At 39.6% G+C, this 23,287-nt stretch carries 24 protein-coding genes and 1 riboswitch; of the genes, 14 read left to right on the top strand and 10 right to left on the bottom strand.

The genetic code is table 11. The features are described from left to right. Positions 1 to 33: 33 nt before the first annotated feature. Complete coding sequence (locus tag A7P55_RS16850) at positions 34 to 897, top strand: DMT family transporter (RefSeq protein ID WP_171552997.1); 864 nt, start codon at positions 34 to 36, stop codon at positions 895 to 897. An 8-nt stretch (positions 898 to 905) separates the two neighbouring features. On the opposite strand, the gene A7P55_RS16845 is transcribed toward A7P55_RS16850, so the two are convergent. Genes A7P55_RS16845 through tusD form a run of 4 tightly spaced genes read right to left on the bottom strand, consistent with a single transcriptional unit; the run spans position 906 to position 2,304 of the window. Continuing rightward, positions 906 to 1,217, bottom strand: coding sequence for a TusE/DsrC/DsvC family sulfur relay protein (locus tag A7P55_RS16845; RefSeq protein WP_171552996.1), 312 nt, complete (start codon positions 1,215 to 1,217; stop codon positions 906 to 908). A gap of 38 nt (positions 1,218 to 1,255) precedes the next feature. Continuing rightward, complete coding sequence (locus tag A7P55_RS16840) at positions 1,256 to 1,531, bottom strand: hypothetical protein (protein ID WP_171552995.1); 276 nt, start codon at positions 1,529 to 1,531, stop codon at positions 1,256 to 1,258. A 10-nt stretch (positions 1,532 to 1,541) separates the two neighbouring features. Beyond that, a complete protein-coding gene (locus A7P55_RS16835; protein ID WP_171552994.1) occupies positions 1,542 to 1,892 on the bottom strand; it encodes a hypothetical protein in 351 nt (116 codons plus the stop codon). Positions 1,893 to 1,935: 43 nt separating this feature from the next. Continuing rightward, positions 1,936 to 2,304 (bottom strand): sulfurtransferase complex subunit TusD, encoded by a 369-nt coding sequence (tusD, locus tag A7P55_RS16830; RefSeq protein ID WP_171552993.1) that lies wholly within the window; start codon positions 2,302 to 2,304, stop codon positions 1,936 to 1,938. A 66-nt stretch (positions 2,305 to 2,370) separates the two neighbouring features. Between tusD and A7P55_RS16825 the strand changes: the two genes are divergently transcribed. The 4 genes from A7P55_RS16825 to A7P55_RS16810 all read left to right on the top strand — a co-directional run bounded on the left by A7P55_RS16825 (position 2,371) and on the right by A7P55_RS16810 (position 7,142). After that, a complete protein-coding gene (locus A7P55_RS16825) occupies positions 2,371 to 3,378 on the top strand; it encodes an NAD-dependent epimerase/dehydratase family protein (protein ID WP_171552992.1) in 1,008 nt (335 codons plus the stop codon). A 115-nt stretch (positions 3,379 to 3,493) separates the two neighbouring features. Beyond that, positions 3,494 to 4,888, top strand: coding sequence for a class II fumarate hydratase (gene fumC, locus A7P55_RS16820; protein WP_171552991.1), 1,395 nt, complete (start codon positions 3,494 to 3,496; stop codon positions 4,886 to 4,888). Between the two features lie 113 nt (positions 4,889 to 5,001). Continuing rightward, positions 5,002 to 5,493, top strand: coding sequence for a hypothetical protein (locus tag A7P55_RS16815; RefSeq protein ID WP_171553281.1), 492 nt, complete (start codon positions 5,002 to 5,004; stop codon positions 5,491 to 5,493). A 135-nt stretch (positions 5,494 to 5,628) separates the two neighbouring features. Beyond that, positions 5,629 to 5,718: riboswitch (glycine riboswitch) on the top strand. Between the two features lie 179 nt (positions 5,719 to 5,897). Then, a complete protein-coding gene (locus A7P55_RS16810) occupies positions 5,898 to 7,142 on the top strand; it encodes a D-amino acid dehydrogenase (RefSeq protein ID WP_171552990.1) in 1,245 nt (414 codons plus the stop codon). A 47-nt stretch (positions 7,143 to 7,189) separates the two neighbouring features. Here A7P55_RS16810 and A7P55_RS16805 read toward each other — a convergent pair whose 3' ends face one another. Beyond that, positions 7,190 to 7,837, bottom strand: a complete 648-nt coding sequence (locus A7P55_RS16805) for a hypothetical protein (protein ID WP_171552989.1) — start codon at positions 7,835 to 7,837, stop codon at positions 7,190 to 7,192. 98 nt (positions 7,838 to 7,935) lie between these two features. Between A7P55_RS16805 and ispF the strand changes: the two genes are divergently transcribed. Next, on the top strand, positions 7,936 to 8,427 hold the full coding sequence (gene ispF / locus A7P55_RS16800) for a 2-C-methyl-D-erythritol 2,4-cyclodiphosphate synthase (protein WP_171552988.1): 492 nt from the start codon (positions 7,936 to 7,938) through the stop codon (positions 8,425 to 8,427). Here ispF and A7P55_RS16795 read toward each other — a convergent pair. The 5 genes from A7P55_RS16795 to glnL form a co-directional block, all read right to left on the bottom strand. Further along, complete coding sequence (locus A7P55_RS16795; RefSeq protein WP_171552987.1) at positions 8,415 to 8,939, bottom strand: protein tyrosine phosphatase family protein; 525 nt, start codon at positions 8,937 to 8,939, stop codon at positions 8,415 to 8,417. The genes ispF and A7P55_RS16795 overlap by 13 nt on opposite strands. Before the next feature lie 144 nt (positions 8,940 to 9,083). Next, positions 9,084 to 10,004: an ornithine carbamoyltransferase gene (gene argF / locus A7P55_RS16790; protein ID WP_171552986.1), complete on the bottom strand. Its 921-nt coding sequence runs from the start codon at positions 10,002 to 10,004 to the stop codon at positions 9,084 to 9,086. 111 nt (positions 10,005 to 10,115) lie between these two features. Beyond that, positions 10,116 to 10,757 (bottom strand): TetR/AcrR family transcriptional regulator, encoded by a 642-nt coding sequence (locus A7P55_RS16785; RefSeq protein ID WP_171552985.1) that lies wholly within the window; start codon positions 10,755 to 10,757, stop codon positions 10,116 to 10,118. Between the two features lie 143 nt (positions 10,758 to 10,900). Beyond that, complete coding sequence (glnG, locus tag A7P55_RS16780) at positions 10,901 to 12,394, bottom strand: nitrogen regulation protein NR(I) (RefSeq protein WP_171552984.1); 1,494 nt, start codon at positions 12,392 to 12,394, stop codon at positions 10,901 to 10,903. Further along, positions 12,381 to 13,490: a nitrogen regulation protein NR(II) gene (gene glnL, locus A7P55_RS16775; protein ID WP_004807423.1), complete on the bottom strand. Its 1,110-nt coding sequence runs from the start codon at positions 13,488 to 13,490 to the stop codon at positions 12,381 to 12,383. Before glnL ends, glnG begins: the two co-directional genes overlap by 14 nt. Before the next feature lie 328 nt (positions 13,491 to 13,818). Between glnL and rimO the strand changes: the two genes are divergently transcribed. The 8 genes from rimO to bamA all read left to right on the top strand — a co-directional run bounded on the left by rimO (position 13,819) and on the right by bamA (position 23,264). After that, a complete protein-coding gene (gene rimO, locus A7P55_RS16770) occupies positions 13,819 to 15,162 on the top strand; it encodes a 30S ribosomal protein S12 methylthiotransferase RimO (RefSeq protein WP_171552983.1) in 1,344 nt (447 codons plus the stop codon). Positions 15,163 to 15,214: 52 nt separating this feature from the next. Then, positions 15,215 to 15,943 (top strand): UMP kinase, encoded by a 729-nt coding sequence (pyrH, locus tag A7P55_RS16765; protein ID WP_004807419.1) that lies wholly within the window; start codon positions 15,215 to 15,217, stop codon positions 15,941 to 15,943. 76 nt (positions 15,944 to 16,019) lie between these two features. After that, a complete protein-coding gene (gene frr, locus A7P55_RS16760; RefSeq protein WP_005212140.1) occupies positions 16,020 to 16,574 on the top strand; it encodes a ribosome recycling factor in 555 nt (184 codons plus the stop codon). A 7-nt stretch (positions 16,575 to 16,581) separates the two neighbouring features. Next, positions 16,582 to 17,331: a polyprenyl diphosphate synthase gene (gene uppS, locus A7P55_RS16755; protein ID WP_171552982.1), complete on the top strand. Its 750-nt coding sequence runs from the start codon at positions 16,582 to 16,584 to the stop codon at positions 17,329 to 17,331. 2 nt (positions 17,332 to 17,333) lie between these two features. Beyond that, the gene (locus A7P55_RS16750) at positions 17,334 to 18,158 is read left to right on the top strand and encodes a CDP-archaeol synthase (RefSeq protein WP_004807412.1); all 825 of its coding nucleotides are present in this window, start codon (positions 17,334 to 17,336) and stop codon (positions 18,156 to 18,158) included. Further along, entirely contained in the window at positions 18,159 to 19,355 is a 1,197-nt protein-coding gene (ispC, locus tag A7P55_RS16745; protein ID WP_171552981.1) for a 1-deoxy-D-xylulose-5-phosphate reductoisomerase, read from the top strand. Positions 19,356 to 19,360: 5 nt separating this feature from the next. Next, on the top strand, positions 19,361 to 20,716 hold the full coding sequence (gene rseP, locus A7P55_RS16740) for an RIP metalloprotease RseP (RefSeq protein WP_033133061.1): 1,356 nt from the start codon (positions 19,361 to 19,363) through the stop codon (positions 20,714 to 20,716). Positions 20,717 to 20,750: 34 nt separating this feature from the next. After that, positions 20,751 to 23,264: an outer membrane protein assembly factor BamA gene (gene bamA / locus A7P55_RS16735; protein ID WP_216078073.1), complete on the top strand. Its 2,514-nt coding sequence runs from the start codon at positions 20,751 to 20,753 to the stop codon at positions 23,262 to 23,264. The last annotated feature ends 23 nt before the right edge of the window (positions 23,265 to 23,287 follow it).

The following is a 23,287-nucleotide window of genomic DNA, read 5'->3' as shown; positions in this document are numbered from 1 at the left end:
TTTAAATTCTTCACATAGATCTGGAGAATTTAAATGAAAACTTTAAGTAGTGGTTGGATGAATGGGCTGATTGGCGTGATTATTTTTGCCGGTTCACTACCAGCCACACGCGTTGCGGTTATGGATTTCAGCCCTACTTTTTTAACTGCTGCTCGTGCCGCAATAGCGGGTCTTCTTGGTTTGGCTTTGATTTTATTATCACGTCAGCAATTACCAACGCGAAAAGATTGGTTGCCATTATTTTATGTTGCGATTGGGGTTGTTGTTGGCTTTCCGTTATTTACAGCATTAGCACTTCAATACGTCAGTGCTGCACACACCATTGTCTTTGTAGGTTTATTGCCTTTGGCGACTGCTATTTTTGGTGTGCTACGAGGTGGAGAAAGACCGAATTTTGTATTTTGGTTATTTGCAGTTTTAGGTGCTTCGCTGGTTTTTGGTTATATGCTGATTCAAACAGGAAGTTGGGCTTTCAATTACGGTGATATTTTCATGCTATTGGCAATTATATTCTGTGGTTTTGGTTATGCCGAAGGCGGAAAACTCTCTAAACATTTGGGAGGTTGGCAGGTGATTTGTTGGGCATTAATTATTACATTGCCGATCATGCTGCTCATTTCATATCTGTATATGCCTGTGAGCTTTGCACAAATTTCAACATCGGCAAAACTTGGTCTGGCTTATGTATCTTTATTCAGTATGCTGATTGGTTTTTTCTTTTGGTATAAGGGCTTGGCACAAGGCGGGATTGCAACAGTTGGGCAACTTCAGCTACTGCAACCGATCTTTGGTTTGGTGATTGCCGCAGTCTTATTACATGAACAAGTAAGTCCAGCCATGTTTGGCGTCACAATTGCAGTAATTGCCTGTGTTGCCTGTGCCAAGAAATTTGCGTAAATAAAAAATTATAAACAATTTGCAGGTTTAGGTACGCCAGCCAAACGACTCAAATGGCGAGCGACTAAACCTGTATTAAATTTCTGCTGCAATGCTGCATTATCAATTTCAGGACTAACGGTTTTCATTAAAAACTTAATGAGTGGACGTGTTGCAGGCGAGTGTCCAAACTGCTGATAAAACTGGCGTACTGCATAAAGAATCTCAAAATGCCAGTTGGTTAACTGCAAATCTAAAGACTTCGCTAATTCTTGTGCAACGTCTTGATTCCAAATGGTGTAATCAACTAAATGGCCGTCTTGGTCTAACTCTAACTGCATAAAATAGCCTAACAAATTTAAAATGAATTGAAGATGTCTTACTTCAAAGAAACACAACGTTTGAATTTTAGAGCTAAATCCGCAAATTGTGCATAATCGATCGCTTGAATTTGAGATTTAATTTCATCATCAAGTAAGTTGTGTTCATTCCTTAAACAATAAATGTTGTAATAAGTTGCTGTAATCGCGTTAGGTATGTGAGTCGCTGCATTACCCATAATCACAATATAGTCATCAGATTGTGCCATTTTTTTTAGATCAGACCAAACCTGATCTGCCGCAGATTGGACCAAAAAGAGCATTGTTTGTTCCATAAAAGCCACCTTACCAGTACAATATGTGATCAAAATTTTGTAGGAATTCAGGATTGAGATCAATAAATTCGATCTCCTGATCAGTATTTTTAACAGTACTAAGTTCTTGATTTTTAGATTCAATCAGAATTGGGGTCAAATCGTAGAACTCAAAACTTTCAACCATGTTGGCTGCAATTTTGAACGCATGTTTAAGTTGATCAAATTCTAATTTATTGTCTAATAAGTTAATTGCCGCACATTTTAATAATACTTTGACAGAAATACCAAAGGTTGCTAAAACCATAGTAGCGGACAAGCTTTCATTGATTTGCAAACTTGTTAAGTTAGGTTGAGTTAGAATGACGAGTACAGATTTCACACAATTTACCTTTTCAAAGCAACACTCTAGTAAAGAACTTTAATTAAAATTGAATTAAACGAGAACAGCTTTGTACTGCGTCAGCAAGTTCTCCGAGACCCACAAGTTCAAAGCCATTGGCTAAGTTGTGATGTTGAAGTGAATGACGTTTTGCATTGTCCGCATCAGTGATACCCCGAGCAAGGGCAGCACTGACACAGACAGGGAGTCGAATGCCAAGCTTTTGCCATTCGTGTTTTAAGTTGCGTTGATCATCGGGAAACCACTGTAAGTCATTCGCAACCTGAACACCATCTTGGTAAAAGAAGACACGAACGTCTTCATCCTTATTTTGAAGCGCTTGAGCTAGACCAAAAGCATGCCAAGCCATAATCGACGTAGGAGAAGAAGTGATTAGCAATAGTGTGCTCATGGAATATTCACTATGGTCATAATTGGCAAAAAATGATGGACAGATATAAAGGAAGGTAAGTATACAATGATTTTGCTGACAGGTGGTTTAGGCTTTATTGGTTCACATATTGCTTTGAGCCTTTTGGCTCACGGGCAAGAAATCGTCATTGTGGATAATTTAGCCAATTCGACCTTACAAACTTTAGAACGTTTAGAATATATCTCAGGAATGTATATTCCATTTGCGAAACTTGATGTTCGAAATACACCAGCACTTAATAAAGTTTTTGAACAATATTCCATCGACACTGTGATTCATACTGCCAGTTTTAAATCATTAGAAGAATCTGCTTTAAAACCTCTTGAATATTATAATGATAATGTTAGCAGCATTATGAGCCTGTTAAGAGCCATGCAGAGGATGGGTGTGAGACAGTTAATCAATTTGTCCAGTCTGGCGGTTTACGGCCAATCAAGTGCTGAACTTAAGGAAGAGACTGAATTTAACTATAAATATTCGAATCCTTATGTTCGATCTCAGCAAATGGTTGAAGATATTATTGCAGATACTTATCGTGTCGATCCCGAGTGGAGGATTGTAAATCTGCGGTTATCCAATATTGTTGGTGCATTTGAGCATGGTGTATTAGGTGAATTTGTCACTCAACTGCCTAAGAATATCGTGCCATTGGCTTTACAAGTTGCTGCAATGCAGCGTGAATGTATTGAATTGCAGAATCAGGCCCCAACTGCCGATGGAACTGTTGAGAGAAGCTTTCTGCATGTTTTAGATGCATGCGATGCCATTTTAATGACCCTAAATTGGTTAAGTACGCAGAATAACTGCATGGAGTCATTCAACATCGCACATTTACAACTGACCTCAATTCAAAACCTTTTAAATGAAATTGAGAAAGTGACTCAGGCGAAAGTGCATGTTCAGCCCGCAGTATTTCAGCATGATGAAATTGCACAATTAGGTGCAATAATTGACAAGGCAGAGAAGGTTCTTAACTGGTCACCAAAACGACCTTTGGTACAGATGATTGAAAATGAATGGCGCTTTTATCTGAATACCTTAAAAGGTAATTAAGATAATGATTCTTATTTACAATTATATCTGCTTTGATTAGGATAACGGCAACTAGCCAAAGCATCACTTTGCTTCAGCCCGTGAGAACTTTAACCAAATAGAGTAGAGGTTGTTTATGCAAATGCGAATTGAACACGACACAATGGGTGACATTGAGGTCCCGAATGAAGCCTTATGGGGTGCGCAAACGCAGCGAAGTTTACAAAACTTTAAAATTGGTCAAGAACGCTTGCCACGTGCCATGATTCGCGCGATGGGGCTTGTGAAAAAAGCTGCTGCAATCACCAATGCTGAGTTAAAACAACTGCCTGAAGATTTGAGTCAGTATATTGTCGGGGCTGCCGAAGAAGTAATTGCTGGACAATGGGATTCACAATTTCCATTGGTGGTTTGGCAAACGGGTTCAGGTACACAAAGTAACATGAACTGTAATGAAGTGATTGCCAACATTGCCAATCAGAAATTAGGCCAAGTATTGGGTGCACAAAAACCAGTTCATCCAAACGACCATGTCAATCGTGCACAATCAACCAATGACTCGTTCCCAACTGCAATCCATGTGGCTGCAAGCATTCAAATTAATGAATTACTCATTCCAGCCGTTGCGAAGCTAAAAGAGACTTTACAGCGTAAGTCAGAAGAATTTGATGATATCGTCAAAATTGGCCGTACCCATTTACAAGATGCGACACCTTTGACCTTGGGCCAAGAATTTAGTGGTTATGTTTCACAATTAGAGCATGGCTTGAAGCGTTTACAGCAAGCACTGTCTGGTTTATATGAATTGCCTTTAGGTGGGACCGCGGTTGGTACTGGATTAAATGCACATCCAGATTATGCGGTTAAAGCAGCTGAGCAATTAGCTGAGTTAACAGGTCTGCCTTTTGTGACCGCACCAAATAAATTTGAAGCATTGGCTGGACGCGATGCTGCTGTGTTTGCATCAGGTGCATTAAAAACACTTGCAGCAAGCTTAAATAAAATCGCCAACGATATTCGTTGGTTGGCCAGCGGCCCACGCTGTGGATTTGGTGAAATTCGTATTCCAGAAAATGAACCTGGTTCAAGCATTATGCCAGGTAAAGTGAATCCGACCCAAAGTGAAGCGATGACTATGGTTGTTGCTCAAGTTTTAGGGAATGACACCACAATTAATGTAGCGGGTGCTTCGGGTAATTTCGAGTTAAACGTGTTTATGCCTGTAATTGCATATAATTTATTGCAATCTATCCAGTTATTAGGTGATGCATGTAATAGCTTTAATGATCACTGTGCAGTGGGTATTGAGCCAAATCGTGAGAAAATTGACTACTTCTTGCATAACTCATTAATGCTGGTGACTGCATTGAATCCTGTGATTGGCTATGAAAACTCTGCCAAAGTCGCGAAAATGGCTTATAAGGAAAATAAAACCTTAAAACAAGTCGCGGTTGAACTTGGTTTAGTGACTGCTGAACAATTTGATGAAGTGGTTAAGCCTGAAAATATGGTTTCTCCGAATAGCAAATAAGCTTGATTTTTGAGTAAAAAAATCCTTCTTTAATAGAGGGATTTTTTATGGGTAGTTTTTATAAATTGAACTGCGTACAATATCCTTTTGATTTACCTGACTGTTGCTTCATTATGCTGAATATCTATTTAACAGATACCAAAACCAACATCCAATTTTCTGATCTTCCAAATGAAAATCCTGTTAAGTTTCTGTTGAATTTAAAGAAAATTTTTCCAAGTACTGCTGATTTATTATTGCCAGTTTTGCCAGAAGATAATGATTTGGAAAATGTTACTTGGGAAGCAACCTCAAAAGACTTTGAAATTTTCAAAAAATTATTAGAAGGTTGGGGCATCATTGAGCTGCGTTTAAGCGCGATCACCACCTATAAAGACAAAAACTTTGCCAACGAATTGGTAAAAAAAGCACAAGTTAGACGTAAGCAAATTACCCAAAGTCAGCCGCAATTATCACTCATTGCTTTGGATTATGTGTTGATGCATGAAATTCATGCGCTGATTGATGCAGAATTGGTGATGATTGGTGAGAAATTCTATTTACCAACGTTACGAGAACTTTGGAAAGGGCAATTCTCAGATCAGATTTTGCAATGTAAATTCTAATATTTAAAGCAGACTTCAGGTCTGCTTTTTTATTGCCTAAGTAACTTGAAATAGCACAATTCTTCGCCTACAAACAATTACAAGAATTTAGTGTCGGTATTTTTAGGCGGCATATATATTGCTTATAGGAATATAAATATTATTGCGGGAGAGAAGTTCTTCAATGAACTCGCCGAAGGAGCAACGACCCCGGAAACTCTCAGGCAGAAGGACTGTAATAATAGAAATACAATCTGGAGAGCAGTGCTCAACTTGTAGAAATTAACAATTTTTTTCTTCTATGATAAACACTCACCGAAGGGGAAGGCTAAATGATTAATTGGTAATCATCTGCCGAAACTCTCAGGTACCATGACAGATGGGGCTATGCATTAAGAAATGTTATGCATTTCTAGGAGTTTGCTATGCCACATGTTGTTGTGATTGGTGCGGGGATTACGGGTGTAACATCTGCTTATGAATTAATTAAATTGGGTTATGAGGTGACGGTGATTGATCGCCATCTGTTTCCAGCCATGGAAACCTCTTTTGCCAATGGTGGGCAATTATCTGCCTGCAATGCCGAAGTCTGGAACCAAAAAGCAACGGTGCTCAAAGGTATCAAATGGATGAGTAAGAAAGATGCACCATTATTACTCAACCCATCTTTTAGTGTGCATAAGTATCGCTGGCTGATTGAGTTTTTGACGCATATTAAAAATTATAAAGCCAATACCATTGAAACAGTGCGATTAGCCTTGTTGGCAAGACAGCGTTTATTTGAGGTGGCTGAAAAGGAAAATATTTCTTTTGACTTGGAAAAACGTGGCATTTTGCATATGTATCACACCAAGGAAGATTACCAAATTGCCAAGCAAGTCAATGATGTGCTGGTTGAAGGTAAGTTGGAACGCAATGCGATTACCCCTGAAGAAATGAAAGCCATCGAACCGACATTAACAGGCGACTATTATGGGGGATATTACACTGCAGGTGATGCGACAGGTGATATCCATAAATTCTCTGTTGGCTTGGCTGAAAAAACACAGCAATATGGTGTGAAATATTGTTTTGGCTTAGATGTTGTTGATGTCAAATTTACTCAAGATAAAGCGGTTGTTCACTGCAAAAATAGTTCCGAAAATGTCAACCCGAGCGCGGATGGAATCACTGAAATTATTGCCGATTTAGTTTTGGTCTGTGGTGGTGTAGGAAGCTATCAACTCGCTGACATGCTCGGTGATAGTGTGAATGTCTATCCTGTCAAAGGCTATTCCATTACAGTGCAGTTGAAAGATGAACGAAGTGTTAAAAATGCACCGTGGGTGAGTTTACTTGATGAAAGTGCCAAGATTGTAACGTCTCGCTTAGGTGCTGATCGTTTACGTATTGCTGGGACAGCTGAATTTAATGGATATAATCGAGATATTCGTGCTGATCGTATCCAGCCTTTAATTAATTGGGTCAACCAAAACTTTGATATTTCGACTGAGCATGTTGTGCCATGGGCAGGTTTGCGTCCAATGATGCCGAATATGCTGCCTGTGGTAAAACAGGGTAAGCAACCACGAGTGTTTTATAACACTGGTCATGGGCATTTAGGTTGGACTTTGTCTGCGGCGACAGCGGTATTGATTAGCCAAGAAATTGCAGAAAAATTCCCAAGCTGAATCAAAAAAGCCGATGTGAAAACATCGGTTTTTAAATGTTAAGACCATTAATCGTACAAACGATAGATCCCAGTAAATCTGCCGCAATCTTTTTGTGCAGATTTAATGATTAATAAAGCTTTTTGAAAATCAAATTGATACTGGCATTTTTTTTCATTATCAATAATTTGGCCTTTTTGTTCAGGCGTACTATATGCCAATAATGATAAGGTTTGAGTTTCTAGACGATTATTGGGATTGCGATATGCAGTGCCTTCTATTTTAAGTTTATCTTTATCCAACTGATGGATCTGTAAATGCACAGGTTGAGCTGCTAGTTTACCGTGTTCATATTTTAGATAATGTTGTGTCAAGGTTTGGTTCATTGAGGTATAAAAATTCAAATCATCCAAACGTGCATCAAATTGCTGTTGATAACAGCTCTTGGTTTTGCATTGCTGTACTTGATTCAGCCATAGTGTTTGGGTGTCATGTAATAGTTGTAATGGGGCGTCCGTCACCAAATAAGCGGTTAAAAACTTGGCATTGAGCTTCAGACGCTGCTCTTTATATTGCTTAGCGCAGATTTTTTGAGCTTCTAAATCCTTGCTGTTGCAGTCAATTGCTTCCGCATAGGCAAATGTTGAGCAAAAACAACTCAATGTGATGATGTAGCCAGATTTCTTTAATTGATTTCTTACAGTGTTAAACAGCATAATCACTTATACTTTCAGTCTAATTTGCTCAACGTACTATAGCGAAATAGAAAGCCTGAATACAAGATTAGTTCGGTATATTGTAAAAGGAAAATCATATGGTTGCTCAAATTCGGATTGGACAAGGGATTGATGTACATGCGTTCGAAGAAGGTAATTTTGTTACTTTAGCGGGTGTTCAAATTCCACATACGCATGGTTTAAAGGCGCATTCGGATGGGGATGTGGTATTACATGCACTGAGTGATGCTTTATTGGGTGCGTTGGCACTCGGTGATATTGGTCAGCATTTTCCCGATACAGATCCTGAATACAAAGGTGCAGATAGTCGTTTGTTACTTAAACATGTCTATCAATTGATTTTAGATCGTGGTTATCAGCTCAATAATGCAGACATTACGGTTGCTTGCGAACGTCCTAAATTAGCGAAGCATAATTTAGAGATGCGTCAAAGTATCGCAGATGTTTTAGATGTTGATGTGACTCAAATTAGTATTAAAGCCACAACAACTGAAAAATTGGGATTTACTGGTCGCCAAGAAGGCATCTTGGCAACAGCAACTGTATTAATTTCGCATCAAGCAAAGTGATTGCTGTTAATTAATGATTGTTCTAGTTCTTGTGTTGCTTTACGGCCTTGCAGTTGTAAAGTAATGCTATGAATTAAGCCTGTCCAAGTTTCGTTTGGTTCCCAAATTTGGTGTAAAAGTTCTTGGGCAATTGGTAGGTCAATATTCATATAAAATTGGCGATAGAGATACATCAAACTACTGACACGCATATTGTCGTCGCAATGTAACCAAATGATCTCGTTTTGCACCAGATGATCAATGAGATCCAAAACAAAAAGACATTGTTCAGAGCAAGGCACATCCCAACCGATTGGAATGTGAATGTAGTTTAAACCCAAGTCTAAACAAATTTGATCTTGCTCAGATAGGTGGTTGTCTGATTTGCTGGTCGCAAGATTAATGACAGTACTGCAACCATATTCTTTAATCTGTTGCAGTTGCTCAGCAGTCGGTTGAGCAGAGCTAAACAGATGTTCATGCACCAAAGAAAAGCTTGGTATTTGAGATAGGGCTTGTTCAAGTGAAGTCATAACGTCCGCTGTGTATTGAGTGAAGTTCTCATATCATGAGAAACTTAATCTAATGGGCTTGTCTTACTATAAGTGTTTTTATTTCAGTGTTCAATTTAGAACGCACAAATAAAAACAGCATCGAATGATGCTGTTTTTTAAAACTTAGTCTTTTTTCAGATTCTCATTCAGTAAGAATTCCATCAACGCTTTTTGTGCATGCAAACGGTTTTCTGCTTCATCCCAAACCACAGCATTTTTGTGGTCTAACATATGTTCAGAAATTTCTTCACCACGGTGTGCAGGTAAGCAATGCATGAATAAGCAATCAGGGTGTGCTAAGTCCATGAGTTTTTCATTGACTTGGAAATCTGAGAAAGCTTTTTCACGTAACTTCTGTTCTTCTTCCTGACCCATGCTAGCCCATACATCAGTCACGATGAGATCTGCATTCACAGCTGCATCTTCAGCTTTATTAAAGACTTCTACGCAATCAGCAAACTCAGAGAGGAATTTTGCTTGTGGCTCATAACCTTCAGGCGATGCGATTTTAAGCTTAAAGCCCATCATGTGCGCTGCTTCAATATATGAATTGCACATATTATTTCCATCGCCAATCCACGCTACGGTTTTACCCTCGATGCTACCACGGTGTTCTTGGAAAGTTTGCAAATCAGCAAGTAACTGGCAAGGGTGGTGATCATCAGTCAGACCATTGATGACAGGTACAGTCGAGTAAGATGCAAAACGCTCTACAATATCGTGACCAAAAGTACGGATCATCACGATATCAAGCATGCTCGAAATGACACGTGCAGAATCTTCAATTGGTTCACCACGGCCTAATTGCGTGTCGCGTGGTGAAAGAAAAATTGCGTTACCACCAAATTGGCAAATACCCGCTTCAAAAGAAATACGCGTACGTGTGCTCGATTTCTCGAAAATCATTCCCAAAACTTTACCAGCAAAAGGTTGATAGACCGTATTGCTATGTTGCATGCGTTTAAGTTCTTGTGCGCGATCTAAAATACGCTGCAATTCTAAAGAGGATAGGTCTCGTAAAGTAAGAAAATGCCGAAGCGCCATATTTGCTCCCCCAATAATTATTGAATAAAAACAATAATTAAGTGATGATTAATGGGTGTAGAAAAAAAGGAATTGAATACTATACTATACGCGCAAAAAAAAGCAAAAGAATTAGACCTTTTGGTGGGCTTTTAAAAACAAATCTACAGAATAATTAATATAATCAATGATTTCAGCATCATCAGCTGGCACGTCTAAACCCATTAAGTTGCGCCACTCGACATCACGTAAAATGCCAAAATACATGGTCGAAGAGAATTTTGGTTTCGTACAATAAATCTCGCCGCTGTTATGGGCATGCTCTAGTGCAAAAGCAATCGTATTTTGAATATTGAGTGCACATTGATCGTAGAAATAATGAGCGAGCTGTGCATCTTTTTGAGTTTGCTCGGTAAACATCCGCATGAAAGCGATATTTTCAGGTTGAATAATGTGGTGATAAAAACGTTGAAGGGTTTGTGTGAGGTAGCTTCTTAAATCAGGTTTTTCAGGTGTATAAGGAAAACAAACACCTTTAAAGAAAACTTCTCTGCGATAATCACAAATGGCTGTGAAGAGTCCTTCTTTATTGCCAAAGTATTTATAGATAGATGTTTTTGAACCACCTGCATGATTGACGATATCATCCAAAGATACTGCCTCATAACCTTTTTCTAGGAATAAATCGGTTGCGCACAATAATAGTGCGAGACGACGTTCTTCTCCGCGGCGAGTTTGAGGTTTAGCACAGCTTGGATAGCAAATATCAGACATTATCTACTTTGGGGTGGTGGGGTTGATTCTAGTATAACAAAAACCATATCCATTGTATGGTTATGAGATTGATGAGTGTTTCAAAATTTCTCAATTCAAATAAAAAAGCGAGTAACGTGTACTCGCTTTTCATCGTCTTTTAATTAAGCAGAACGAATTTCTTCGTCGTCATCGTCATCACTGGAATCCATGCCTAACTCTTTGAGTTTGCGGGTAAGGGTATTGCGCCCCCAACCTAAAAGCTCAGCGGCATGGCGCTTACGTCCGCGTGTTTGTTGTAGCGCAGCATTAATCAGCGTGCGTTCAAACATGGGTGTAGCGATGTCTAGAAGTTTCATTTCACCATTTTTAAGCTTTTGGATTGCCCATTGTGCCAATAACTCATCCCAATGATGAACGGCAATCCGTTCAACCAAAGCAGGGCTGGTATTTGATGCAGCTTGAGCATCATTATTTTTATGCACAGATGCTTGTTTAAGCTCAGCAGGTAGATCTTCCGGATAGACTTCACGGCCCGTGATCATGACCGTTAACCAGCGACAAGTATTTTCCAACTGGCGCACGTTACCTGGCCAAGGTAGCTGTTGCATATAATCCGTAGTTTCTGTACGTAAAATTTTAGGACTGACTCCAAGCTCTTTGCCTGCACGTGTCAAGAAGTGTTGTGCTAACATCGGAATGTCTTCGCTACGATGTGACAACTTTGGAATGTGAATACGAATGACGTTTAGACGGTGATATAAGTCTTCACGGAAACGCCCTTCATTCACCAATTTTTCTAAATCTTGGTGGGTTGCAGCCACGATACGTACATCAACCTTGACTGGGATATGACCACCTACGCGGTAGAACTCACCATCCGCTAAAACACGAAGCAAGCGTGTTTGCGTTTCAAACGGCATGTCACCGATTTCATCAAGGAATAAAGTACCGCCATTGGCTTGTTCAAAGCGGCCTTGATGTTGTGTGTTGGCACCTGTAAATGCGCCTTTTTCATGACCAAATAACTCGGTTTCAATCAAATCTTTTGGAATGGCTGCCATATTTAGTGCAATAAAAGGTTTGGCGCGACGAGGTGAGTGTTTATGCAGTGCATGCGCAACCAATTCTTTACCTGTACCCGATTCACCATTAATCAATACGGTAATGTGTGATTGTGATAAGCGACCAATGGCACGGAATACTTCCTGCATTGCAGGTGATTCACCAATAATTTCGGTCGATTGCAAAGGTGAAGCGGTTTTGGTGGCTTCTTGTTGTTGCAATTTATTGATATGCAAAATCGCACGATTAACCAGAGCTAATGCTTCATCAATATCAAAAGGTTTCGGTAAATACTCAAAAGCACCGGTTTGATAACTTGAAACAGCTGACTCCAAATCAGAGTGTGCTGTCATGATGATGACAGGTAGATCTGGATGCGTATTTTTAACTTTAGATAAGAAGGTTAAACCATCAATCCCTGGCATACGAATATCGGTTAAAATTACATCGGGTGCATCATCATGTAGACGCTCAAGTGCAGTTTGTGCCTCTTCAAAGTTGGTGACGTCGAAACCTTCTTCTTTAAAGGTTTTTTCCAGTACCCAGCGCATGGCACGATCGTCATCTATTACCCAAATTTTATTTCGTGACATGGTTTAACTCCCAAGGTAGATATAGGCTAAATACGGTTTTTCCTGGAACTGATTGACACTCAATCATTCCGTTATGTTGATGCATAATATTTTGAGCGATACTGAGACCCAGTCCAGTCCCTTTGGCGCGACCAGTAACTAGCGGATAGAAAACAGACTCCAATATACTTTCAGGAACACCGGGACCATTGTCTTCAATGTCAATGCGAACCGTTGAGCGATTCAGCACACCATTAATGGTGACAAGGCGTTGTATTCGGGTTCTTAAAACCAGCTCTGGCTCTGAGTCGGTAAAAAAGTCTTTATTTTCAGTCATGGCCTGTACGGCATTGACACTGATGTTGAGCATGACCTGAATCAGTTGGTCTCGATCGGCCATGACATCAGGCAAGGACAAGTCATAGTCGCGTGTGATCTTAATTTTTTTCTTGGTTTGATTTGCAATAAGTGAGCGAACGCGCTCTAAAGGTTCATGTACATTGACATGTTCATAACTTGGTAGCTGACGGGAGCCAAGCATGGTATCCGCAAGGTTGGTCAAACGATCGACTTCACTAATAATAATGTCAGTAAATTCACGATAGTTATCATCACCCAAACTGCGGGCAAGTAGTTGTGTTGCGCCACGAATACCTGCGAGCGGGTTTTTAATTTCATGTGCTACACCGCGAACTAACTGTCGAGCGACTTGATGTTGTTGAACGAGGTTTTCTTCTTTCGAAATTTTCAACATACGGTCAATCGGATTGAGTTCAATTAATAGCAGTGGGTGATAGCTTTTGCCTGCATTAAGTTGTGAAGCAGTGTAATCGACATGAATCGGTTTGAAATTCACATTGATCACGGCTTCACGACGGGTATAGTGTTGCCCACTTTCTAAAGTGTTTAATAATGCTTCATGTGTATTAAATGAATCATCATGCGCATGCAGTAAATTTAATACAGGTTGACCCGAGGCGCGGAGCAAGCTGATATCAAATAATGCTTCGCAAGCAGAATTTAAATAAAAAATATTAAGCTTACTATCGACCAATAAAATGGCAGTGCTCAGATTATCTACTAAGAGTCGATAGTCGATAGTGTTCTGTTGATCCATTTGTGAATCATCCTGTTTTAAAATGGCGCAATAAATATAAATTTTAATGAATAGCCATTAACTTCTAAAATGTACTTTATGCAAAATACAAGCCAACTTTGTATTAACTAAATTTCAATCACTTAATTCAGAAAGAATCGATTTATACGGTATTTTTCACATACATCTGCTTATTTCAATATTTTATTATGCTTCAAATTGGTGCGTTGTTGGATTTTGTTTAAAAATTTGGTCGTATTTTGGTGCATTACACAAAGAGATGGCTTTGCAGCTATGCGGAAGCAAAGAAAAGTCATACAATACGCCGATTCAAGTGGAGCGCAGATTCATGAAGACCCCCAAAGTCGGTTTTGTATCTTTAGGTTGTCCTAAGGCATTGGTAGATTCTGAACGAATTTTAACTCAGTTAAAGACTGAAGGTTATCAGGTTGCATCAGATTATGACGGTGCAGATTTGGTTGTTGTTAACACCTGTGGTTTTATTGAATCTGCAGTGCAAGAGTCTTTAGATGCCATTGGCGAAGCCATGAGCGAAAACGGTCGAGTGATTGTCACTGGTTGTTTAGGTAAAGACGAAGATAAAATTCGCCAAATGCACCCAAATGTGCTTAAAGTAACAGGTGCAGCAGCTTATCAAGATGTAATGGAGGCCGTGCATGAGTATGTGCCAGCTCCTCCAAAGCACAATCCATTCATTGATTTGGTTCCTGAACAAGGTGTTCGTTTAACACCGAAGCATTATGCTTACTTAAAAATCTCGGAAGGCTGTAACCACCGTTGTACATTCTGCATTATTCCAAGCATGCGTGGCGATCTCGTGTCACGCCCTGTAGGAAAAGTGTTGGATGAAGCAGCAGCATTGAAGCGTGCTGGTGTAAAAGAAGTCTTGGTGATTTCTCAAGATACTTCGGCTTATGGTGTAGACACCAAATACAAGTTGGATTTCTGGAACGGTCAGCCAGTAAAAACCAAGTTTTACGATATGTGTGAAGCCCTTGGTCAGTTAGGCATCTGGGTGCGTTTACATTACGTCTATCCATATCCACATGTGGATGCTGCCATTGATTTGATGGCGCAAGGTAAAATCCTACCTTATTTAGATATTCCTTTTCAGCATGCCAGTCCGCGCATCTTAAAATTGATGAAGCGACCAGCCCATAGTGAAAATACTTTAGAACGCCTTAAATTGTGGCGTGAAAAATGCCCTGAATTGGTGATTCGTTCAACTTTCGTTGTTGGTTTCCCTGGTGAAACTGAAGACGATTTCCAAATGTTGTTGGAGTGGCTGAAAGAAGCTCAGCTTGATCGCGTTGGTTGTTTTACCTATTCACCAGTTGAGGGTGCGACAGCAAATGATCTACCTGATCATGTGCCAGAAGAAATTAAACAAAATCGCTATGAGCGTTTTATGGAAGTGCAGCAAGAGATTTCGGCTGCAAAACTGCAAAAACGTATTGGTCAAACGATGACTGTATTGGTGGATGGTCTAGAAGACGAATTCCCAGTTGCTGTGGCACGCTCATATGCAGATGCGCCAGAAATTGATGGTAACGTTTTTGTTGAAGATATTGATAAGAGTGTGATTAAAGCTGGCGATTTGCTAGAAGTCGAAATTACCGATGCAGATGAATATGATTTGTATGCAAAGTTAATTCAGACTAAATCTGCTTGATGTTGAATTAAATTTAATAAAGTTTTGAGATTGGTCGGTTTGGAGTATAGGTATGTCAGCTTCTAAAAATCCACGTTATGCACGAATTTTGCTAAAGCTTTCTGGTGAAGCTTTGGCTGGTAATAAAGATATGGGTATTGATGCCCAAGTATTAGATCAAATGTCACTTTCAATCGCGCATTTGGTTGGTTTAGGTGTTCAGGTAGGTATTGTTGTTGGTGGTGGTAACTTATACCGTGGTAGCCAATTACAGAAAGACGGTCTGGTTGGTCGTGTTACCGGTGATCAAATGGGCATGTTGGCAACTGTGATGAACGGTTTGGCACTGCGCGATGCATTGGTGCGCCGCAATATCAAAACACGTCTTATGTCTGCATTGTCGATTGGTACAGTGGTGGAACCATATTCAAGCCGTGATGCGATTCGTCATTTAAGCCAAAATGAAGTATGCGTATTTGTTGCTGGTACAGGTAATCCATTCTTTACCACAGATACAGCTGCTTGCTTGCGTGGTATCGAGATTGAAGCAAACTTGATCTTGAAAGCAACTAAGGTTGATGGCGTTTATAATAAAGATCCAAGTAAATATGATGATGCCGTTAAATACGATCATTTAACTTTTGATCAGGTTCTAGATGAGAAACTCGGAGTAATGGATCTTACGGCAATTTGTTTATGCCGTGACCATAATGTGCCATTGCAGGTTTTTGATATGAATAAATCTGGTGCATTGCTATCTGTTGTAATGGGCGAAAAAGAGGGTACTCACGTAACGAACTAATGTACGTGAGCCATAAAGCTCTTTATACTAATGTCTAAATATTTTGTAATACCTATGAATAAGTAAGGAAGATCATATGATTAACGATCTCAAACAAGATGGCGAACAGCGTATGCAGAAGTCGCTTGACTCGTTAGAGTTAGGCTTTGCTAAAGTTCGTACAGGTCGTGCGCACCCATCTATTTTAAATGGTGTGATGGTTTCTTACTATGGCTCTGATGTTCCCTTGAATCAAGTGGCAAACGTTGGGCTTGAGGATTCGCGTACACTATTGGTACAACCATTTGAGCGTTCGATGGTTGCTGCGATTGATAAAGCGATTCGTGAAGCAGGTTTAGGATTGAACCCAATTACTGCTGACGCAATCCGTGTACCAATGGCTGCGTTAACTGAAGAAACTCGTCGTGACATGCAAAAAGTTGCACGTACTGAGGCAGAAAATGCCAAAGTTGCGATTCGTAATATTCGTCGTGATGTGTTAGGTGATATCAAAGCATTGTTGAAAGAAAAAGAAATTTCTGAAGATGATGATCGCCGTGCGTCAGATGAGATTCAGAAAATGACTGATAAATATGTTGCAGAGGTTGATAAGCGTCTTGCAGCGAAAGAAGCAGAATTGATGAAGGTCTAATGTTACTATGACCTTGCAAGAAGAACCGCTTCTTCCTCAACATGTTGCCATCATTATGGATGGCAACAATCGTTTTGCCAAAAAAAAGCAAATGCAAAAAGGTGATGGGCATCGTGAAGGCAAAAATGTCTTGGATCCTATTGTTGAACATTGCAAAAAAGAAGGTGTTAGTGCATTAACCGTTTTTGCATTTTCAAGCGAAAACTGGAATCGACCACAGTACGAAGTCGATTTGTTAATGAAGTTGTTAGAAGAAACAATTCATGAGCAATTGCCGCGTATGGAGAGGTTTAATATCGCGCTACGCTTCATTGGAGACCGTTCGCGGTTGTCAAATGAACTGCGTGATTTAATGCAATATGCAGAGCAGAAAACAGCAGCTTTTGATTCAATGACGCTTACCATTGCCATCAGTTATGGTGGTATGTGGGATATGGCACATGCAGCAAAAGTGATTGCGCAAGAAGTACTTGCTGGAAAACTTCAAGCAGATCAGATAAATGTTGATTTATTTGATAAATATGTCAGTCTAAATGATCTGCCTGCTGTGGATTTGTTAATTCGTACAGGCGGAGATTACCGTTTATCTAACTTCTTATTGTGGCAAGCTGCGTATGCGGAATTGTATTTTACCGATACCTTGTGGCCAGAATTTACCATAGAAGAGTTGGATCGCGCATTTCGTGTTTTTTCAGGACGTGAAAGACGCTTTGGTAAAACCTCAGAACAGATTCAACAAGCGAAAATAGAGAATTAATAATGTTAGAGCGGATTATTACCGCATTGGTGTTAGTTGCTGTTGTTTTAAGTTGCATGTTTGCAACGCAATCACATTATCCAATGTTTGTGCTTATGATTTTAGCCGCGGGGGTTGCAGGTTATGAGTGGTTTAAACTTATGCCTAGAACTACAACGCCTGTGTCAAAACCTAAGGCTTGGGTATATGGGGGATGTGTTGCACTAATATCAACACTGGCATTATTTTTTGATGATGTAGCACTTTTACTCTGGGCTGCATCCATTCTCACTTGGTTGGGTAGTATCTATTGGGTTAAGAATTTCCCACAATCTGATAGTTGGTACAATGTATCATTACATATTGTTGGATTTATTCTTATTTCTGCTGCAGTGACTGCCCTTTATGGCGTGTGGCATAGTTCACCGTGGTGGCTGATGTATTTGTTCCTTTTGGTATGGGGAGCAGATAGTGGTGCCTACTTTGTTGGACGTAAATTCGGTAAGAAAAAACTTGCACCCTTTGTGAGCCCTAACAAATCTGTGGAAGGTTTGTATGGTGGTATTGCAACAACCATTATCATTATGTTGGTTGTACAGTATTTCTATCTAAATTTAAGTGTTATACAACTGATCTTATTTTTGGTCCTTTCAATTATTACCGTGTTTGCTTCGGTGTTGGGTGACTTGTTTGAATCTATGATTAAGCGTCGTGCAGGAATTAAGGATTCAGGTCGTGTTCTTCCTGGGCATGGCGGTGTATTAGATCGTATCGATTCTTTACTTGCCGCTGCACCGATTTTTGCGACAGGTATGTATATATTAAAACTTATTGGTGTAGATCTTTAAATGACTCAAGCTGTTTGTATATTGGGTGTTACGGGTTCAATTGGACAAAGTACTTTAAAAGTATTGGAACAACACCCAGATCAATACACTGTATTTGCAGTCTCTGCATATAGTCGTTTAGATGAACTTTTAGAAATTTGTAAAAAATATCATCCGAAAATCGTTGTTGTGCCAAATGAGAAAGCAGTTGAGTTGCAACAACGTTTCAATCAAAAAAATCTAAAACAGATTGAAATTTTAACGGATGAAACAGGCTTGATCACAATCGCTGAACATGCTGAAGTTGATATTGTGATGGCAGCGATTGTTGGTGCTGCTGGTCTGCTGCCAACACTTGCTGCAGTAAAAGCAGGTAAGCGTGTTTTACTCGCTAATAAAGAATCACTGGTCATGTCTGGCGACATTATGATGCAGGCAGCAAAAGAGAATAAGGCGCTATTATTGCCTGTAGACTCTGAGCACAATGCAATCTTCCAGTCTTTGCCACATAATTATCTAAATGCTGAAAGAACGGGTCAGCCACAATTAGGTGTCTCGCAAATTTTGTTGACTGCATCTGGTGGCCCTTTCCTGAATCACAGCTTAGAACAATTAAAGGATGTAACGCCACAACAAGCATGTAAGCATCCGAACTGGTCTATGGGGCAAAAAATCTCCGTAGATTCTGCAACTTTGATGAATAAAGGCTTAGAATTGATCGAAGCTTGTCATTTGTTTTCAATATCAGAACATTTTGTTACAGTTGTTGTTCATCCACAAAGTATTATTCACTCCATGGTGCAATATGTGGATGGATCAACTTTGGCACAAATGGGTAATCCTGATATGTGCACACCAATTGCACATGCATTGGCGTGGCCAAAACGTTTAGCAACACACGTTCCTGCATTAAATTTATTTGAGACAGCTCAATTAAATTTCCAATCACCTGATCTTGTTAAATTTCCAGCATTGGATTTGGCACGTCAGGCAATGCGTGCAGGCGGTTTAGCACCAACGATTTTAAATGCCGCTAATGAAATTGCAGTTGCAGCATTTTTGCAACAAAGAATTCGATTTACTCAGATTGCTGAAGTGGTCGAAAATACTTTGCAAACTGTACAAAATGCTAAAGCAGAAAACATAGACATCATTTTACAGACTGATATGATCGCAAGACGAATTGCAGAAAAGTATATTGTGGGTATAGGAGGCTAAATCGTATGAATGCACTATTTATGATTGTTGCAGCGATTTTATTGCTTGGTCCTCTGATCGCAATTCACGAATTTGGTCATTATTGGGTCGCGCGCAAACTAGGTGTTAAGGTTCTGGTCTATTCCATTGGTTTTGGCCCAACTTTATTGAAATGGCAATCTAAAAAATCAGGCATCCAATATCAACTTTCAGCATTACCGCTCGGTGGTTATGTCAAAATGCTGGATGAGCGTGAAGGGAATGTTGCTGAACAAGATTTACCTTATGCGTTTAACCGTCAATCTCCATGGAAACGGATTGCGATTGTTGCTGCTGGCCCGTTAATTAATCTGATTTTTGCCGTGTTTCTGTTTTGGATTTTGTTCTTGCCGGCGCAAGAACAGCTGAATACCCGTATTGGTAAAGTCATGCCGAATACGCCAGCTGCACAAGTTGATCTACATGTAGGCGATAAAGTGTTAATGGTTGATGGTCAAACAACATCGACATGGGAAAAGTTGAATTATGCTTTGGTCAACCGTGTAGGTGAAACTGGGCAGGTTTCAATCATTGTTGACCGTGCTGGAACAGAGAAGCAATTTAGTTTACCGATTAAAGAATTTTTGAAAGATCAGAGCCAATCACCATTAGATGTACTTGGCTTCTTACCTTATCGCCCTGTAATCCCTGCAACAGTCAAAGAACTGAGTGCGGATGGCGCGGCAGTCCGTCAAGGCATGAAGGTAGGAGATCAGATTGTTGCAATTGATAATGTTGCAATGAAAGATTGGTTTGATGTGGTTGATGTGGTTCAAAAATCACCAGAAAAGCTTTTGAATATTGATGTGCTACGTCAAGGTCAACTTGTGCATTTACAAGTGATGCCTCAAGGGCAACGCGATAATATGGGCAATACGACTGGGATGCTCGGCGTGAAAAGTGATGCTGGTAAAATCACGATTCCAAATGATTATAAGCAAACCATTCAATATTCGCCTGTTGAAGCGCTTGTTGTCGCTTTTGAAAAGACAACACAGCTTTCAGGCATGATTTTCAACTCCATCATTAAAATGGTGCGAGGCTTAATTGGTTTAGATAATTTATCTGGTCCAATTACAATTGCCAAAGTTGCTGGTCAAAGTGCGGAAATGGGGTGGCAAACCTTTATTTCATTCATGGCTTTGATGAGTGTAAGTTTGGGGATTCTAAATTTATTGCCGATTCCGATGTTGGATGGTGGTCATTTAGTTTATTACTTTATCGAAGCAATTCGTGGTAAACCTGTTTCTGAACAAATACAGATGTTTGGTCTAAAAGTTGGTATGGTACTGCTCGGTAGCATGATGCTTTTGGCTTTATTTAACGACTTCATGCGTTTATAACAACGCAAATGGAATTTAACTTACTGGAAAATATATGGGCATGCGTCACACACATTTATTAATGCCTTTGGCACTGGTTAGTGCGATGGCAGTGGTACAACAAGCATACGCAGCAGATGAGTTTCTTGCACGAGATATACGAATTGATGGCTTAGTGCGTTTAACACCTGCAAGTATCTATTCTATGTTACCAATAAATAGTGGCGATAGAGTAAGTGATCCAATGATTGCTGAGTCAATCCGCACTTTATATGCCTCAGGTTTATTTGACGATATTAAAACCTATAAAGAAAATGATGTTTTAGTTTTTAAAGTTGTTGAACGTCCAGTTATTTCTAAATTGGAATTTAAAGGCAATAAACTTATTCCGAAAGAAGCTTTAGAACAAGGCTTAAAGAAGATGGGTATTGCTGAAGGTGAAGTGTTTAAGAAGTCTGCATTACAGACCATTGAAACTGAGCTTGAACAACAATATACCCAGCAAGGTCGTTATGATGCAGATGTAACGGTTGAAACTGTTGCACGTCCAAATAACCGTGTTGAATTAAAGCTTAACTTTAATGAAGGTACGGCAGCTAAAGTATTTGATATCAATATTATTGGTAATACTGTCTTTAGTGATAGTGATATCAAGCAAGCTTTTGCAGTCAAAGAAAGTGGTTGGGCATCGATTGTTACGCGTAACGACCGTTATGCACGTGAGAAAATGGCGGCTAGTTTAGAAGCTCTACGTGCACTCTATTTAAACAAAGGTTATATCAACTTTAATATCATCAACTCACAATTGAATATTAGTGAAGATAAAAAGCACATCTTTATTGAAGTTTCAGTGGATGAAGGTAGTCAGTTTAAATTTGGTGAAACGAAATTCTTAGGTGACGCACTTTATAAACCTGAAGAGTTACAAGCGCTAAAATTGTATAAAGATGGCGAAACTTATTCACAAGAAAGAGTAAATGCGGTTAAGCAGCTGTTATTGCGTAAGTATGGTAATGCTGGCTATTACTATGCTGAAGTGAATGTTGTCCCTGATATTAATAACCAAACAGGTATTGTTGGTTTAAACTACTACATCAATCCTGGTCAACAAGTAACAGTACGTCGTATTAACTTCACGGGAAACAGTAAAACTGCGGACGAAGTGTTACGTCGTGAAATGCGTCAAATGGAAGGCGCATTAGCAAGTAATGAGAAAATTGACTTATCTAAAGTTCGTTTAGAGCGTACAGGCTTCTTTAAAACAGTTGATGTTAAACCTGTTCGTGTTCCAAACTCTCCAGATGAAGTTGACTTAAATGTCAATGTTGAAGAACAACATTCTGGTACTACGACACTTGCAGTAGGTTACTCTCAGAATGGTGGTGTAACCTTTCAAGCAGGTTTAAGTCAAACCAACTTTATGGGTACAGGTAATCGTGTTGCGATCGATTTGTCACGTTCTGAAACGCAAGATTACTATAACTTAAGTGTAACTGATCCATACTTCACTATTGATGGTGTCAGCCGTGGTTATAATGTTTATTACCGTAAAACCAAGTTGAATAAAGACTATAACGTTAACAACTACGTCACCGATAGTATTGGTGGTAGTGTAAGTTTCGGTTATCCAATCGATGAAAACCAAAGCTTAAGTGCCTCTTTAGGTATTGATCAAACCAAAGTACGTACTGGTCCGAGCGTTTCGACTTATATCCGTGATTATTTATTAGCGAATGGTGGTAAATCGACAGCTCAATCTACTTGGTGCCCTAGTGGGGTAAATGAGAAAGATGCAGATCAAAAGGATATTGTTGGTACTTGTGAAGGTGGTTTTGCAACCTATGACAGTGCTTTTGAAGGTACGTTTTTAACCTATAACTTAAACCTAGGTTGGTCATATAACACTTTAAATAGACCTATTTTCCCAACTTCGGGTATGTCTCATCGTGTTGGTTTGGAAATTGGTTTACCAGGCAGTGATGTTGATTATCAGAAAATGACTTACGATGCACAAGCCTTTAAATCACTTTGGGGCGGATTTGTACTTCGTGGTTATGGTAAGTTAGGTTATGGTAACGATCTACCATTCTATAAGAACTTCTATGCGGGCGGTTATGGTTCTGTGCGTGGTTATGACAATAGTTCGCTAGGTCCTAAATACCCAAGCGTTATTTTCCAAGAACAAAAGCAAAATGACCTTGATCCAGAAGAAGTAGGTGGTAATGCTTTAGTTCAATTTGGTACAGAGCTTGCAATTCCATTGCCGTTTAAAGGAGACTGGACAAGACAAGTGCGTCCAGTATTATTCGCAGAGGGTGCACAAGTGTTTGATACTCAGTGTGATGTGCCAAAAGGTAGTGTTCGTGTTGATGGTCAGGATGTTGATATTAAGCAATATTGTAAAGATAACAATAAGTTAGATTTTGGCAATATGCGCTATAGTGTTGGTGTCGGTTTCACATGGATTACCATGATTGGTCCATTATCATTGAGCTATGCATTCCCGCTGAATGATAAAAAAGGCGATGATACTAAATCAATCCAATTCGAAATCGGTCGTACCTTCTAAGTACGACCTCGTTTAGCGCTGTA

The organism is Acinetobacter sp. Ac_5812 (assembly GCF_013072695.1).
In the GTDB taxonomy this organism is placed as follows: domain Bacteria; phylum Pseudomonadota; class Gammaproteobacteria; order Pseudomonadales; family Moraxellaceae; genus Acinetobacter.
The sequence above is the reverse complement of the archived record's forward strand: the minus strand, read 5'-3'. Positions and strand labels throughout refer to the sequence as shown.

Excerpts from the sequence above, each read along its gene's own strand:
- A7P55_RS16850 (WP_171552997.1), top strand. The coding sequence starts at position 34 with ATGAAAACTTTAAGTAGTGGTTGGATGAATGGGCTGATTGGCGTGATT.
- A7P55_RS16845 (WP_171552996.1), bottom strand. The coding sequence starts at position 1,217 with ATGCAGTTAGAGTTAGACCAAGACGGCCATTTAGTTGATTACACCATT.
- A7P55_RS16840 (WP_171552995.1), bottom strand. The coding sequence starts at position 1,531 with ATGGAACAAACAATGCTCTTTTTGGTCCAATCTGCGGCAGATCAGGTT.
- tusD (WP_171552993.1), bottom strand. The coding sequence starts at position 2,304 with ATGAGCACACTATTGCTAATCACTTCTTCTCCTACGTCGATTATGGCT.
- A7P55_RS16825 (WP_171552992.1), top strand. The coding sequence starts at position 2,371 with ATGATTTTGCTGACAGGTGGTTTAGGCTTTATTGGTTCACATATTGCT.
- fumC (WP_171552991.1), top strand. The coding sequence starts at position 3,494 with ATGCAAATGCGAATTGAACACGACACAATGGGTGACATTGAGGTCCCG.
- A7P55_RS16815 (WP_171553281.1), top strand. The coding sequence starts at position 5,002 with ATGCTGAATATCTATTTAACAGATACCAAAACCAACATCCAATTTTCT.
- A7P55_RS16810 (WP_171552990.1), top strand. The coding sequence starts at position 5,898 with ATGCCACATGTTGTTGTGATTGGTGCGGGGATTACGGGTGTAACATCT.
- A7P55_RS16805 (WP_171552989.1), bottom strand. The coding sequence starts at position 7,837 with ATGCTGTTTAACACTGTAAGAAATCAATTAAAGAAATCTGGCTACATC.
- ispF (WP_171552988.1), top strand. The coding sequence starts at position 7,936 with ATGGTTGCTCAAATTCGGATTGGACAAGGGATTGATGTACATGCGTTC.
- A7P55_RS16795 (WP_171552987.1), bottom strand. The coding sequence starts at position 8,939 with ATGACTTCACTTGAACAAGCCCTATCTCAAATACCAAGCTTTTCTTTG.
- argF (WP_171552986.1), bottom strand. The coding sequence starts at position 10,004 with ATGGCGCTTCGGCATTTTCTTACTTTACGAGACCTATCCTCTTTAGAA.
- A7P55_RS16785 (WP_171552985.1), bottom strand. The coding sequence starts at position 10,757 with ATGTCTGATATTTGCTATCCAAGCTGTGCTAAACCTCAAACTCGCCGC.
- glnG (WP_171552984.1), bottom strand. The coding sequence starts at position 12,394 with ATGTCACGAAATAAAATTTGGGTAATAGATGACGATCGTGCCATGCGC.
- glnL (WP_004807423.1), bottom strand. The coding sequence starts at position 13,490 with ATGGATCAACAGAACACTATCGACTATCGACTCTTAGTAGATAATCTG.
- rimO (WP_171552983.1), top strand. The coding sequence starts at position 13,819 with ATGAAGACCCCCAAAGTCGGTTTTGTATCTTTAGGTTGTCCTAAGGCA.
- pyrH (WP_004807419.1), top strand. The coding sequence starts at position 15,215 with ATGTCAGCTTCTAAAAATCCACGTTATGCACGAATTTTGCTAAAGCTT.
- frr (WP_005212140.1), top strand. The coding sequence starts at position 16,020 with ATGATTAACGATCTCAAACAAGATGGCGAACAGCGTATGCAGAAGTCG.
- uppS (WP_171552982.1), top strand. The coding sequence starts at position 16,582 with ATGACCTTGCAAGAAGAACCGCTTCTTCCTCAACATGTTGCCATCATT.
- A7P55_RS16750 (WP_004807412.1), top strand. The coding sequence starts at position 17,334 with ATGTTAGAGCGGATTATTACCGCATTGGTGTTAGTTGCTGTTGTTTTA.
- ispC (WP_171552981.1), top strand. The coding sequence starts at position 18,159 with ATGACTCAAGCTGTTTGTATATTGGGTGTTACGGGTTCAATTGGACAA.
- rseP (WP_033133061.1), top strand. The coding sequence starts at position 19,361 with ATGAATGCACTATTTATGATTGTTGCAGCGATTTTATTGCTTGGTCCT.
- bamA (WP_216078073.1), top strand. The coding sequence starts at position 20,751 with ATGGGCATGCGTCACACACATTTATTAATGCCTTTGGCACTGGTTAGT.